The organism is Alkalihalobacillus trypoxylicola (assembly GCF_001590785.1).
Taxonomy (GTDB): Bacteria; Bacillota; Bacilli; order Bacillales; family Bacillaceae_D; genus Alkalihalobacillus; species Alkalihalobacillus trypoxylicola.
In genome coordinates this window covers 582,685-597,932 of record NZ_LTAO01000001.1, presented here as the reverse complement: position 1 = coordinate 597,932, position 15,248 = coordinate 582,685, and the positions used below count along the sequence as shown (strand labels likewise).

Annotated in this window: 13 protein-coding genes; all 13 read left to right on the top strand. The window is 34.6% G+C overall.

All coding sequences use genetic code 11. The features are described from left to right. Positions 1–3 precede the first annotated feature (3 nt). The 13 genes from AZF04_RS02810 (at position 4) to AZF04_RS02750 (ending at position 15,238) form a co-directional block, all read left to right on the top strand. Positions 4–969, top strand: a complete 966-nt coding sequence (locus AZF04_RS02810) for a carbohydrate ABC transporter permease (RefSeq protein WP_081766558.1) — start codon at positions 4–6, stop codon at positions 967–969. Next, positions 969–1,823, top strand: a complete 855-nt coding sequence (locus tag AZF04_RS02805; protein WP_061947447.1) for a carbohydrate ABC transporter permease — start codon at positions 969–971, stop codon at positions 1,821–1,823. The genes AZF04_RS02810 and AZF04_RS02805 overlap by 1 nt, the downstream gene beginning before the upstream one ends. Positions 1,824–1,839: 16 nt before the next feature. Next, the gene (locus AZF04_RS02800; protein ID WP_061947446.1) at positions 1,840–3,312 is read left to right on the top strand and encodes an NHL repeat-containing protein; all 1,473 of its coding nucleotides are present in this window, start codon (positions 1,840–1,842) and stop codon (positions 3,310–3,312) included. Then, complete coding sequence (locus AZF04_RS02795) at positions 3,309–3,935, top strand: Yip1 family protein (RefSeq protein WP_061947445.1); 627 nt, start codon at positions 3,309–3,311, stop codon at positions 3,933–3,935. Before AZF04_RS02800 ends, AZF04_RS02795 begins: the two co-directional genes overlap by 4 nt. Positions 3,936–3,954: 19 nt before the next feature. Continuing rightward, positions 3,955–6,465 carry a DUF5696 domain-containing protein gene (locus AZF04_RS02790; RefSeq protein WP_061947444.1) on the top strand — a complete coding sequence of 837 codons (2,511 nt, stop codon included), beginning with the start codon at positions 3,955–3,957 and terminating at the stop codon, positions 6,463–6,465. Next, on the top strand, positions 6,452–7,405 hold the full coding sequence (locus tag AZF04_RS02785) for a carbohydrate ABC transporter permease (RefSeq protein WP_061947443.1): 954 nt from the start codon (positions 6,452–6,454) through the stop codon (positions 7,403–7,405). The genes AZF04_RS02790 and AZF04_RS02785 overlap by 14 nt, the downstream gene beginning before the upstream one ends. An 11-nt stretch (positions 7,406–7,416) precedes the next feature. Continuing rightward, entirely contained in the window at positions 7,417–8,403 is a 987-nt protein-coding gene (locus tag AZF04_RS02780; protein ID WP_061947442.1) for a carbohydrate ABC transporter permease, read from the top strand. 254 nt (positions 8,404–8,657) lie between these two features. Next, the gene (locus AZF04_RS02775) at positions 8,658–10,079 is read left to right on the top strand and encodes an ABC transporter substrate-binding protein (RefSeq protein WP_061947441.1); all 1,422 of its coding nucleotides are present in this window, start codon (positions 8,658–8,660) and stop codon (positions 10,077–10,079) included. A gap of 47 nt (positions 10,080–10,126) precedes the next feature. Beyond that, complete coding sequence (locus tag AZF04_RS02770; protein WP_061947440.1) at positions 10,127–11,176, top strand: glycoside hydrolase family 43 protein; 1,050 nt, start codon at positions 10,127–10,129, stop codon at positions 11,174–11,176. A gap of 73 nt (positions 11,177–11,249) precedes the next feature. After that, positions 11,250–11,996: a YesL family protein gene (locus AZF04_RS02765; protein WP_061947439.1), complete on the top strand. Its 747-nt coding sequence runs from the start codon at positions 11,250–11,252 to the stop codon at positions 11,994–11,996. Continuing rightward, entirely contained in the window at positions 11,989–12,924 is a 936-nt protein-coding gene (locus AZF04_RS02760) for an ABC transporter ATP-binding protein (protein WP_061947438.1), read from the top strand. The genes AZF04_RS02765 and AZF04_RS02760 overlap by 8 nt, the downstream gene beginning before the upstream one ends. Beyond that, positions 12,921–13,787, top strand: coding sequence for an ABC transporter permease (locus AZF04_RS02755; RefSeq protein ID WP_061947437.1), 867 nt, complete (start codon positions 12,921–12,923; stop codon positions 13,785–13,787). The genes AZF04_RS02760 and AZF04_RS02755 overlap by 4 nt, the downstream gene beginning before the upstream one ends. A gap of 14 nt (positions 13,788–13,801) precedes the next feature. Then, positions 13,802–15,238 carry a Gldg family protein gene (locus tag AZF04_RS02750; RefSeq protein ID WP_061947436.1) on the top strand — a complete coding sequence of 479 codons (1,437 nt, stop codon included), beginning with the start codon at positions 13,802–13,804 and terminating at the stop codon, positions 15,236–15,238. Positions 15,239–15,248 lie beyond the last annotated feature (10 nt).

The window sequence follows — 15,248 nt, the reverse complement described above, 5'->3', positions numbered from 1 at the left end:
ATGATGGATGATAAAGAAATCCTTATTAATAGCTCCAACCAACCGGTTACGTTTAAAAGTGTTTTGCATAAAAAGATTTCGCTTCTAATTAGAGATATTAAACGAAATAAAATATCCTATTTATTCTTGACTCCATTTGCGATTATCTTTTTTGCCTTTTATTTATTACCGGTCTTAATTTCAATGGGATTAAGCTTTACTTATTACAATGTATTAGAATCTCCTCAATTTATTGGATGGCAAAATTACTTAAATTTATTTGTTTCTGATGATTTGTTTTTACAATCGTTAAAAATTACCTTTCTATTTGCCCTTATAACGGGTCCAGTGAGTTATTTAGCTTCCTTTTTCTTTGCATGGTTTATTAATGAATTGCCAAGAAAAATTAAAATGTTTTTAGTGGTAGTCTTTTATGCTCCATCTCTTTCCGGCCAGGTTTTTGTTATTTGGAGTATTATCTTTAGTGGCGATCAGTATGGGTATATTAATGGTTTTCTGATGGAATTAGGATTCATTACTGAGCCCATACAATGGTTTACAAACCCCGAATATATTATGACAGTATTAATTATTGTAATTCTATGGACCAGTATTGGTGCGGGCTTTTTAGCATTTGTAGCGGGGTTACAAACCTTAGATAAAAGCTTGTTTGAAGCGGGTTATGTAGAAGGTATTCGTAATCGTTGGCAAGAGCTTTGGTTTATTACTCTTCCGCAAATGAAGCCACAATTACTTTTCGGTGCCATTATGACGATTACGGCCTCTTTTGCAATCCATGATGTTATTGTTCCTTTAGCTGGATTTCCAACAACTAATTATGCAGCCCATACGGTTGTTTCTCATTTAGTTGATTATGGAACGATCCGTTTTGAAATGGGCTATGCATCAGCTATTGCTACTATTTTATTTATTATTATGGTTGGCTGTAATATTATCATTCAAAAATTGCTTAAAAAGGTGGGCACATAATGAGAATTAAACGCCGAACACCGAATCGATCGATTACAGGAGATTTAATAAATATTTTAGTATTAATAGGTTTTGCTACTTTTATGGCTTTACCTTTAGTATTTGCAGTCAGTAACGCCTTTAAGCCATTAGAAGAATTATTCCAGTTTCCACCTAAGTTTTTTGTCCGCAATCCGACATTAGATAATGTTAGAGATTTATTCGCTCTAATGAATGCGTCTTGGGTTCCTTTTACCCGATATATTTTTAATACAGTGTTCATCACATTGATTGGGACCTTTTTCCATCTAATCGTTGCCTCAATGGCCGCTTATGTTTTAGCGAAGCATAAGTTCCCAGGGCATAAGCTGTTTTTTTCGATTGTTATAATGGCACTTATGTTTTCACCACATGTTACAGCGATTCCCAATTATTTAATTATGTCTCAAATTGGGTGGGTAGATACTTATTATGCGTTAATCGTACCAGCTATTGCCGCTCCATTAGGTGTCTTTTTAATGAAACAATTTATGGAGCAAATTCCGATTTCATTGCTCGAATCCGCTAGGTTAGACGGAGCAAGTGAATTTAAAGTTTTTACAAAGGTCGCTATGCCTTTAGTAAAACCTGCATGGTTAACGCTTCTTATTTTTTCCTTTCAGGCTCTTTGGAATATGAATGGTGGGACATTTATTTATAGCGAAGAATTGAAAACGCTACCAACCGCTCTGCAACAAATTGTGGCTACAGGATTTGCCAGGGCAGGTGCAGCATCTGCTATTGCTTTATTTATGATGATTGTTCCTTTAACGGTATTTATTGTTTCTCAAAGCAATGTGATGGAGACCATGTCAACATCCGGTATTAAAGATTAAGGAAGGAGGGTTATGAATGAGAAAGGAAAAATGGCTTCTACTTATTTTGAGTACTCTTCTAATCCTAGTTCTTTTTGGATTTGCTAGTCCTTCTGTAAAGGCAGGAGTTCCTTATGATAGCTATACATATAACTACTGGCTAGATCCTGTAAAAAGCCCACATCCTTTTGTACCTAGTCAAGAATGGACGGGAGAGGACCTAGGGGTGGGAGCGTTGAATAATCCCAACGATTTATTTATTACAAATGAAGGTTTTATTTATATCGTAGACACTGACAATCATCGTGTTTTGATTTTTGATGAACATTTTGAATTCCAACAAGAATTGAAAGAGTTTAATAATGGCGATAGTTTTAACTCTCCAAGAGGTGTTTTTGTTACAGCAGATAATCTAATCTATGTTGCAGATACGGATCATGAACGAATTGTTGTCTTTAATCAAAATTATGATTTTGAACGGTTCATATCAAGACCAGAGACCCATTTGATTACAGATACGACATCTTTTAGACCAACTAAGCTTGCCATAGATGAAGCGGGTAGAATTTATACGCTAGCAATTGGCATTAATTCGGGCATTGTTGAAATAAATCCTGATGGTACCTTTCAAGGTTTTATGGGGGCGACTGAGGTTTCGGTTAATCCTGTAACTTATTTATGGAGAAGATATATTGCGACTCAAGAACAAAAAAGAAGAATGGAGCTCATTATTCCAACTGAATATAACAATATTTATTTAGATGATGAAGAATTTATCTACGTAACTAGAGGAAATATTAGTGTTAGTGAATATGGAACCGACGTTATTAGAAGATTAAATCCAACTGGTGTCAATGTGTTGAGAGATTTTGGATATGGACCTCCAATTGGTGATTATAGGGCAAGAGGAGAACAGCAAATAACTAGATTTAACGATATTACTGTAACGGATTTTCAAGTCTATTCTGCACTTGACGGAAATAACGGAAAAATATTCAGCTATGATTACGATGGTAATTTGCTATACGTATTTGGAAGTAACGGAAATCGTTTTGGGAATTTTCGTCAAGCTGTAGCTCTAGAGCAGTATCAAGATAAGCTTCTTGTTCTTGATAGTGGAAAAAATTCGATTATAACATTTGAAATGACACAATATGCAAAATTAGTGAATGAGGCTATTTCACTTCACTATGAAGGACTTTATAACGAAGTTGCCTCTAAATGGGAGCAAGTATTAAAGTTAAACGCTAATTCTGATTTAGCTTATATAGGTTTAGGTAAAGCGATGATTCGAAATGAAGAGTATAAACAAGCGATGCATTATTTAAATTTAGCAAATGATCGTGAAAATTATACGAAAGCCTTTACCCATTACAGAAGAGAATTGATCATCGAGAATTTTGCAACGGTCATGACCATCCTATTTGTAAGTCTTTTTATATTCATAACCATTAGGTTTTTCTGGAAATTAAAAAAGAAATGGATGTTAGGGGAGGAGAGTAAGATATGAATGTGTATTTTGATAGTCTTCGTTATAGTTTATATCTCATCTTCAGACCTTTTGATGGTTTTTGGGACCTTCATAATGAAAAGCGAGGTTCATTAGGAGCGGCAATTACAATTACAGTAGGCTTAATCATTACGTATATTTTGAGCAGGCAGTATACAGCTTTCCTATTTAATCCTAACAATATTAAAGAATTAAATATTCTCTTAGAAGTTGTAAATGTTGCCCTGCCTTTTTTATTATGGTGTATTGCAAACTGGTGCTTAACGACATTAGCAGATGGTGAGGGGACATTTAAAGAAATTATTATTGCTTCTGCTTATGCATTGACCCCACTCATTATGATTAATTTGCCGCTTATTATGATTAGTCACTTTATAAACCTTGAAGAGGGAGCCTTTTATTATTTCTTTTCTATCATTTCCGTGCTGTGGGCAGGTATATTGCTCTTAATAGGGACCATGGTGACTCATCAATATAGTATGAAAAAAACGCTGTTCATTATTGTAGCCATTTTAATCGGTATGACCATCATGATTTTTATCGCTTTACTCATAACTAGTGTTATTCAACAAATATTTGGCTTCTTTTATGTGATTTTTCTTGAGATTGTCTTCCGAATATAAAGGAAAGGAGGGTTTATAGATGAACTTGCTAAAGAAAGTTGGGTTATCTCTAGGAATTCTTCTATTTTTTCAATATATGACTCTATCTATAAATACAGAAGCAGCAGTTGAATGGGCTGAAAGTATTGAATATGTGGAGAGCTATGAAAAAGAATTAGTAGCTGAAAATAGTGAGCTAATGATGTTTGTAAATATGGCAACCTATGAATTAGCCATTATAGTGAAAGAAACAGGCGATATATGGTTTTCAAACCCACCTGACAAAGATGCAGATTCAATTGCTGTTGGGATAAGTAGAGAACAGCTTTATTCTCAATTTTCACTCACTTACTTTAACCGAAATGCACAAGAACAAACGATGAATTCTTATAGTGATAGTGTAGAAAAAGGTCAAGTAGAGATGGAAGTTATTGAGGATGGAATGAGAGTGAATTATACAGTCGGTGAAGAGGTTTCTGGTTATTTAATTCCGCAAATAATCTCTCAGGCTAGAATGGAGCCTTTCATTTCTGAGATGTCAGCGGAAGAAGCTGCTGTTATTCAAGATATTTATAGTTTGAATGAAGAAGAAGAGATTTTTGTTCTAAGAAGCGGAACAGCCGTCTTTATTCAAGAAGATGCAGAGAGTTATTTTAAAAATGCTGGTTATTCAATTGAAGATTATTATCAGGATAATGAAGAGAATGAGGTAGAAGGTGCAGGGGGAGCCGTATTTACCATACCAGTAGAGTATCGATTAGAAAATGAACATTTTCTTGTTACTATACCTGTTGATGAAGTCATAAATAGTGAGTTATATACTTTAACAGACATTCGTTTACTAGAGTATTTTGGTACGGCTAATTTAGAGGATGAGGGATACCTATTTGTACCTGATGGTTCGGGTGCGCTCATTAACCTTAATAATGAAAAAACATCTTCAACCGCTTACGTTTCAAATGTATATGGAATGGACGAAACTCGAACTTACGATCAAGTCACGAATCGAGATAAAAAATATTCAGCGAAATTACCTGTTTTTGGACTCAAAAAAGAAGGTAGTGCGTTCTTGGCAATTATTGAGGATGGAGAGACGTATGCAAGTGTTTTTGCCGACATTGCTGGAAAAACAGATTCTTATAATAAAGCCTTTGCACAATTTAGCTATCTACCTTACGGAAGAAGTTCATTAGATAACATGACCGGTTCAGGAATATTACAGTTATATCAATCAGATCCATATCAAGGTAATTTTCAAGTTAGATATGGATTACTTTCGGGAGAAGAAGCAACTTACTCTGGAATGGCGCAATTTTACCAAGATTATTTGGTGGATAAAGGAGTCCTGTCGAATCCAGTAAAAGAAGATTCTTTACCCTTTTATTTGGGGGTAATTGGAGGAGTCCATGTGACGAAAAGCTTTTTAGGAATTCCCTATCAAGGAATTGAACCTTTAACAAGCTTTAGTCAAATGAAGGATTTAATAGATGGCTTACTGGCAGAAAACATTGAGCATCTTAAAGTAAAATTAGAAGGTTGGTTTAATGGTGGTGTCCATCACTATTCTCCAAATAAAATACAAGTATTAAAGGAAATGGATTCAGAGCTGTCTTTAATAGAGCTGCAAGAGTATATGAATCAAATAAATACACCTATTTATTACGATGTTGATTTTGGCTATGTTTACGATGAAAAGAGCTTTGATGGCTTTTCTTCGAATAGACAGGCAACTAGATATTTCGATAATCAGCTCGTCAGTTTACAAGATTATAATTTGGCAACAAGAAGAATAGATTCATCTACCTCATCTAGATTTATTTTAAATTCTAGTCATTTGAATGAAGTTACTACCAATTTCTTAGATTCTGCAAGAAATCAAGACCTTAATCTTGATGGCCTATCCCTTAGAACGATAACCTCGACCGTTTCATCTGATTTTTCAAGAAGAAACTTCATAGATAGACAATCTAGTAAAGATTCTATTGAAGATGCTATGAAACGATTGGAATCGGAGGATATTCAATTAATGGGAGTGAATTCCAATGCCTATGCATTTGACTATGTGCTAGATATTCTAGAAACTCCTATGAATTCTAATCAATTCGCTATCTTAGACGAAGATATTCCTTTTTATCAATTGGTCATAAATGGTTATATTTCCTATTCAGGTGACCCTTTGAATTTATCAGATAACTATGAAAATGAGCTTTTAAAAACAATTGAAACAGGCGCTGGATTATATTATCAATGGATTTATGAATCTGACTCTTTATTAAAAGAGACCGACTTTGACCATTTATATTCGGTCAATGCTCATAATTGGTTTGAAGAAGCGATTACTTTATATCATGAAATCAATCAACGATTACAAGCCATTCATGGTCAAAAAATAGTCGAACATCAAAAAGTAATAGAGCAGGTCTACAAGGTAACCTATGACAATGGTGTTAATGTGTATGTCAATTATTCAAATGAAGAAGTCATAATCGAACAGGTCGTGATAAGTGCAAAAGATTTTGCAGTAGAGGAGCGAGATGATGGCTCAAACTAATGTCATAAGAAAAAACAAACTTTCAAAAAAGAGAAAAGGGCTAACATTAAAACAACAAAGGTCTGCTTTAGGATACCTATTTATTAGTCCATTTCTCATCGGTTTTTTATTATTATTTCTAACGCCTTTAATACAATCCCTGCTCTATAGTTTTAGTAATTTAACGGTAACGGCAACAGGTTACACATTAGATAGTGTTGGTTGGAGTAATTACAATAGAGCTCTTTTCGTTGAACCAGAATTTATTCCTGCTCTTTTAACGACGATTGTACAGCTTATTTCTAAGGTTCCAGTCGTTTTAATCTTTAGTTTTTTTGCCGCCGTATTATTAAATCAAAAATTTAAAGGCAGAGGCTTTGCTCGTTCTGTATTTTTCTTACCTGTCATTTTAACATCTGGCATTATTTTATCAATTGAAAGCTCGGACCTAATGTTATCATCTGCTCAGCAAGTGGCAGAAGATGAAATGTCTAGGTCCTCTAATCAAATGATGCAATTTCTTCAGTTCCGTCAGTTGCTTTATTCCATTAATTTGCCTGTACCGATTATTAATTTTATCGTTCTGGCGGTAGATCAAATTTATGACATCGTTATTGCATCTGGTGTTCAGATCTTAATTTTCCTTGCTGGCTTGCAATCTATTCCTAGATCTTTATACGAAGCATCTACGATTGACGGAGCGACACCTTGGGAAAATTTTTGGAAAATTACTTTCCCTATGGCAAGCCCATTAATTATTGTAAACACGGTTTATACGGTGATTAATACGTTTACAAGCCCGGATAATGAAATGATGAGTACGATTCATCGAACCATTTTTAGTCACTCTCATTTTGGCTTTGGTTCAGCAATGGCTTGGATTTACTTTCTGTCTGTAGCAATCATTTTAATGCTTTCATCGATCGTTTTAATTAAGTTAGTTTCTAAGTATCAACATTAGGGAGGAATATCATGGTCTCTCAACGTCTAGAAAAAATAGTAAGAACAAATAAATGGAAAAATAAACAGGAACCAAATTTGATATTTAGAAAAAGTGGAAACTTTATTTGGTCTATTGCTCGATTTATTTTAATTTTTGGCATTTGCTTTATTATTCTTCAGCCACTCTTTACAAAATTTATGATTTCTTTAATGGCAGAGGGCGATTTATATGATGCTACCGTACAGTATATTCCAAGAGAAATAACACTAGAAAACTATATAGCAGCTATACAAGGTATGGATTATCTCGGAACATTCTTTCGAACATTAAGTTTAGCTTTAATTGTGAGCTTGCTCCAGCTTATTTCATGTACGATTGTCGGCTATGGATTTGCTCGATTTCATTTTCCTTTTAAAAATACGATTTTTCTTTTAGTCATTCTTTGCTTGTTAGTTCCACCGCAGGCATTAATGCTTCCTTTGTTTCTACAATTTCGTTTTTTTGACGTATTCGGGCTATATGAGTTTTTTACAGGGAATCAAGGCGTGAATTTACTAGATACGTTCTGGCCGTTCATTCTTATGGCTATTGTTGCACAAGGGTATAAAAATGGCTTGTATATCTTTCTTTTACGCCAGTATTTTAAAGGGTTACCGAAGGAATTGGAAGAAGCAGCGTATATTGATGGCTGCAATGCATTTAAAACCTTTTATAAGATCATGCTCCCAAGTGCTATTCCTATGTTAATGACGGTGTTTCTCTTTAGCTTTGTTTGGCAATGGACAGATAGCTTTTATACAGGCTTGTATCTATCAAATTATACCGTCATGTCAGGTGCTTTGGGTTCGTTAGCATCTACGGTCTATTCGGATGAATTGAGTTTTGTAAGTCCTGCTTTAGTTTCACTCATGAATAATACAGGAACCATTTTAGTCATTTTACCAATGTTTATTCTTTATTTACTCGCTCAGCGTTATTTTGTTGAAAGTATTGAACGTTCTGGCATTGTTGGATAAGTATTCGTTCCATTTCGTTCATGAAAAAGAAAGAAGTATCTGTGAATAAATTATGGAAAAAGACCATTATCATACAATCTTCATAATTGGTTTGGAAGGCTGTGAGTGCATATTGATGGAGGAATGAAATGGTAGCGCTTTAAAAAAGGGGGTGAATTTCTTAATTGTAAAGTCTATTCCAAGGAAGGTTGAAGATAACGAAACACAAAATGATACTTTTTCCATATGTGTTTACAGAAAAAAGGAGGAAGATTATGAGAAACAAATTACTAGCTATAGCTTTGTTAAGTTTGTTCTGTATTTTGGCTGCTTGTAATGACAGCTCAGAGGAGACGGCTTCAAATGAGGGCGAAGGTGAGCCGGTAGAAGAGAACACACCTGTAGCAACAGAGGAATTGGCTGATTATGATTTTGAAGGGATGACATTGAAGGTCGGTGCCCCAAATGATCGGAGTATTGATCCGACAATTAATGAACGTCTTGAACGAACAGCTGCTAAAATCGAGGAGTTACAAGAAAAATGGAATTTTAATTATGAAGTAGTAGAGGTTGGTTGGGATGATTGGGTTGGTAATTATATTCGCTCTACCTTAGCAGGTGATCCAGTTGCTGATATCGTTCATGTCCTTTCACCAGCGCTATATCCTAATTTAATATCGAATGGGATTGTTTATCCAGTAAGTGATTTAGGAGTAATAGATTATGATGATGTGAAGTGGAGTGAATCATCGAAAGAGGCTAGCGAATTTGAAGGGAAGTATTACTCGCTAACGCCAAATGGAGTTACAATGAGAGACGCTATTTTTTGGAATAAAACGTTATTCGATGATTTAGGCTTACCTGATTTATATGAGTTATATGAAAATGGAGAATGGACCTGGGAAAAGATGATGGAAATAGCTGATATGGCAACAAGAGATACGAATAATGACGGTGAGACAGATATTTTTGGATTTGCTGCTGAAAATTTAGCCTGGAAATTTATTTATAGTAACGGGCATGAATCTATTACGAAAATGAATGATGGAATCGAAATTAACATGAATGATCAAAAGGTCATTGAAGCGCTAGAATTTTATCAAAGTGCAACGACTGATTATGGTCATACGATTAGAGACTGGTATGAGGGAGCTGAATGGTTTTTCCGCTATAGCGATTTCGCAGATGGGATCGTAGCGATGGTTTCGGCTGAATGGTGGGTACCAGGAAGCTATTGGACGGATGGAAGAATGCAAGGCGAATATGGAATGGTTCCATTCCCAACAGGGCCTTCAAATGATACTCCTGTCTCATATGGATACGAAGCTGCTTATGATGTGTTATTAGCTACAGCTGAACATCCAGAAGAAAAAGTGAAAATCTGGGACGCTATCCACGAAATTGGAACAGAAGAGGATTGGGAGAGATGGATTCGCAACGATTTTGAAGCGACAGCGGGAGATCGAGAAACGGTTGATTATGCACTGATGCTGAATGATCATACTAGAACAAATCTAATTAGAGGGTTTGATAGCATTAATACGATTTTTAACGATTTCTTCGGTCAAATCTCATCAGGGGAAACCACGGTTCAAAGTGGGCTTGAGTCTATTGAACCTCAAATCCAAGGTGCATTAGATGATTTCAAATCAGAAGGAATGGACTTAGGTATTGATGAGGATGAGGAAGAAGAATAACAGCCATTTAACTAATTAAAAATGAGTAGATCGGTTGAGGAGGAATTATGTCAAATCTAGCTTTTAGGCCTGGACAAATGTGGCTTGATCATAAAGGTAATCATATAAGTGCTCATGGTGGCGGGTTACTATTTTTTAAAGACAGATACTATTGGTATGGTGAGGATAATACGGAAGGGTATTTAAATACAGTTGGAGTGAGCTGCTATTCATCGAGCGATTTATATAATTGGACAAATGAAGGTACAGCACTTAAACAAGATGATATGCCTGAAGAATTGCAAGGGAAAAACGAAGGTCGAATTGAAAGACCAAAGGTTATTTATAATACTTTAACTAAGAAGTTTATCATGTGGATGCATGCTGAAAAGAAAGGCTATGCTTTCTCTTCAGCAGGAGTAGCTGTAAGTGATCAACCAACGGGTCCTTTTACCTTTTTGTTTTATGATCGACCGGTGTTGTTTGAGCCGGAGGAAGGCTTTGACGCCCACACAAATGAAAGTACTTTAGGAAATTCATTTCGTGATATGACCCTATTTGTTGATGATATTGATAGCAATCAAGATGGAGTTAATGATGCCTATGTTTTGTATTCATCAGAAGGAAATTGGACAATGTATATCGTTAGACTAAATGCTGATTATACTTGGATTGATAAATCACAGGGTTCGAACCGACTCAGACCTCAATGTACAGCGGAGGATTTAGGGAAGATATGGTCCCGTCAGTTTGTTCGAAAAATGCGTGAAGCACCGGCACCTTTTAAATACCGTAATCACTATTACTTAATTACATCAGCTTGTACGGGATGGAAGCCAAATCAGGCTGAGTATGCGGTTTCTGATTCTCCACTTGGTGACTATAAAATCAAAGGAGATCCTTGTAGAAATGATGATAATCAGACTACTTTTGATTCACAAAGTACCTTTATAATGCCTCTTAATCCTACTAAAGGAAGCTACATTTATATCGGTGATCGATGGACACCTGATCAATTAGGGAAATCTCCGTATGTTTGGTTACCTTTACAAGTTTTGGAGGATGGTCAAATCGAAATTATTTGGAAAGACTCTTGGTCGTTAGCGGATTATCAATAACAGAGGATGCACAAAAGAGTGATAAGACTCTTTTGTGCTCCTAACAGTTAAAAGAAGATATGGAGGGTGAAAATTGGAAAGATATGATAATCGAGATTTTACAGAAAATAAGTTATATACCATAGTCAATTATATTTATTGGATCCTTATTTCTAGTGTTCTTTTCATTGTGTCCAATGCCTTATTTGTTTTTGTGTTATTTGTATCACTTTTCTCGATAAAAGAGCAGTTACTACCTTTTCATATTGTATTTATCGCTTTATTAGTCGTTTCTATCCCTATGGGCCCTTCTTTTTGTGCTCTTTATTCCGTTATGAGAAAGATTGTTTTGGATAAACAAGTGTCGGTGGTAAAAGAATTTTTTATAGGCTATCGGCAAAATTTTAAGCAAGCATTACTGGCATGGGTTTTGATTTTATTTTTAATAGCCCTCTTTACATGGAATTATTATATTATTGTTTTTCATGAATTTGCGAGCTTTCTCATCTTCCCATTATATATGTTTATTTCATTATTATTGTGTACAGCTTTTTATGTTTTTCCATTAATCTCTCAATACTATATGCGATTAATAGATGTTTTTCGTATTTCTCTTTATTTCACTTTGAAACATTTCAATACGACCATCATGATTTTAATCGTATTCGTCCTTGGAGGGTATCTCTTTACTTTATTTCCTACGATTACATTTGTGTTTATACCTGGTGCAATGGCACTTATTGTTATGCTTCTTGTTACAAAGCTTTTTGGAAAGGTTCAATTAGAGCATAAAAAAGAAGACACTCAAATTTCGAAAAAAATGGTAAGTGACCATGATTGAATTAATAAACATCACGAAAAAATATGGGAATTTTCTTGCCTTAAATAAAATTAATTTGACAATAAATAAAGGAGAAATTGTTGGTTTTCTAGGAAGAAATGGTGCTGGTAAATCTACCTTAATGAACATTTTGACTGGATATATTTCCATGAGTGAAGGAGAAGTGAGAATACATGGGATCGATATTTTAGAAGAACCAGAAAAAGTGAAGAAAAATATTGGATATTTACCGGAGATTCCTCCTTTGTATGTAGATATGACAGTCAAGGAGTATTTAAGATTTGTTTGTAAATTGAAGGAGGTAAGTAAAGAAAGGATTCAGAGTGAAATTTTTGAAAAAATGTCTTTTGTATCGATCGAATTTGTGCAAAATAAGTTGATTAAACATCTATCAAAAGGTTTTAAACAAAGAGTAGGGTTAGCCCAAGCTTTAATAGGTAATCCTGAACTTCTGGTATTAGATGAACCTACCTCCGGCTTAGATCCAAAGGAGATTATTGAATTTAGACAATTAATAATGGATATAAGCAAGAATAGCACGGTTATTTTAAGCTCCCATATATTATCTGAAGTTCAAGCCCTTTGCCACAAAGTCATGATTATAAACGAAGGTCAGCCGTTACTCATTACCGATCCTAATGAATATTTGAATGACCACCTAATCATACGAATCAAAGCAACAGAAAATGAAATTATTACATGTCTTCAACAAATACCTTTTGTTAAAAGTTATAAAAAAATAGGTAGCTATGAATTAAACACACTAGACTTCCTGTTAATTAGTGAGGAAAAGCTTGATATAAGAGAGACTGTTTTTCGTTCATTTTCACATCATCAATTGCCTTTATTAATGATGAAGCAGCAAAATAATCATTTAGAAAACTTATTTCTACATGCTACTAATGAAAAGGCAGGAGTAAAATCATGATGACAATCTACATAAAGGAATGGAAAAGTTATTTTTACAATGGAACTGGCTTTTTATTTTTGACTATGTATCTCCTTATATTTGGTTTATATTTTACATTTTTAAATATCATTCCAACTCCCAATAATGCTTTTAACACGACATTAAGCAATATGGTATTAATCTTTATTTTGATTTCTCCCATATTGACGATGAGAACGATTTCTGAGGAAAGAAGAAGCCGAACGGATCAACTATTGTTAACTTCACCGAAAAGTATTCCTAGTATCGTAATAGGTAAGTTTTTAGCAGCAGCCAGCCTTTTCTTTGTCACTCTTTTTATATCAATTAGTTATATTTTGATACTGCAAGCTTTTGGAAATGTAGCTATTGAACCCGTTTTGACAGCATTTATTGGGTTTTATTTTATGGGAACAACTTTTATTGCTTTAGGAATTCTCATTTCTTCTTTAACAGAGAGTCAGGTAAGCTCGGGAATTCTGACATTGGGTACATCTATCATGCTTTGGGTGTTAGGCCCCGTTTCTAATTACTTCCCAACGGATGCAATGTCAGGATTTATATTTGTTTTTGTTGTCATGCTTTTATTAAGCTTTGCAATCTACTATTTGAGTAAAAGTTACGCGTGGACTTTCACATTAGGAATGATGTGTATGACCTTGTTTACTCTGCTTTTTTTGTTCCATCCTGTCATTTATGAAGGACTACTTTTAAAGGTAATTAGATGGCTATCCTTACCGATTAAAAGCGAAGAATTCTTTTTAGGAATTTTAAATGTTTCAAGTTTAATTTATTACTTATCGTTTATGATGCTCTTCCTATTTTTAACGATTAAAATGATTACGAAACGACGTTGGAGTTAAGGGAGGAAAGATTATTGCGACCATTTCGCCAAACCAAAAGCAATCAAACAAAAAAGCATGGTCAATATTCTATTTTATCGACCTTATTAGTAGTAGGTATCTTTATTTTTATACAATTAATCGTTTCTGAAAGACCCATTACAATAGATTTAACAGAAAATCGGGTCTTTAGCTTATCTGAAGCTTCCATAAGCTTTTTAGAGCAGCTTGATTCAGATGTCACACTCCTCTCCTTAAATAGAATCGGTGAAGAAGATACGAATTTAACTCGATTATTAAGGGAGTATGAAAAAGTGACTGAGAGAATTACGATTGAATATATAGACCCAGAGAGAGTCCCTCATATCATAAGCCAATATCAAGAAGGGAACTCAGCTATTACATTAGGAAGCGTTATTGTTGAAATAGACGATTCTTACCAAGTAATAGATGCTGTTGATATGTACATATATGCTGATAACTATGAAAAGATAGAATCGTTTCAAGTAGAGTCATTAGTGACTAACACGATAGCTCATTTAATAGAAAATAATCATACAACTATTTATGAACTTAGAGGACATGGTGAAAGCGAACTGCCTAATATTTTAAAAGGAACACTGTCTCAGAAAAACGTTGCAATGGAGGAATTGCAGCTATTAAGAGATGATTGGAAGCCTCAGCAGGGAGATATTGTATGGATTCAATCGCTACAAAAGGATTTAACAAATGTGGAGGAGCAGACACTCTCGGAGTTTTTAGAAGAAGGTGGGAGAATTTTATTATTACATGACATTCAGGACCAAGAATTCCCGAATGTACAAACGTTATTAGAAAGGTATGGAATGAGCATTCGAAAGGAAATGGTCTTTGAGAATAGTTCAACCCATACGATTACTTCAGAAAATTACTACCTACTACCTAACTTCATTCAACATCCAATTGTAAATTCATTGATAAAGGGCGAATCTACGGCTATAACGGTCTATGCTCAACCTATCGATGTACTTAATATGAGGAAAGACACATTAGTTTTAGAGCCTTTATTAATGAGCTCCTCTGAATCATTTGGAAAATCCTTTGAGGCTATGAAACAATCGAATACGTATGAAAAAGAGGAGAGTGACTCAGAAGGACCATTCCAAATTGGGATGGCCGTGACCGAAGAAAGGAATGTAGACCATGATTTTTTGAATGGAAAAATGGTCGTTTACTCTAGCTCTTATTTAGCAAATGAAGATTTTATAGAAGCAAGTAATCAAGCGAACTTAGAGCTTTTAGTTAATAGTGTATTCTGGCTATCTGAGAGGGAAAATCCGATTAATATTATGTCTAAAGATGTTTCCAGTGAAATTTTAACCATGAATAAAGGGCAACAAATGACGATAGCGATGATCGTGATTGTATTCATTCCATTACTTATTATGAGTGTAGGAGGGTTTGTTTGGTATAAAAGAAATAAAAATGACTGAAAAAAGGAGG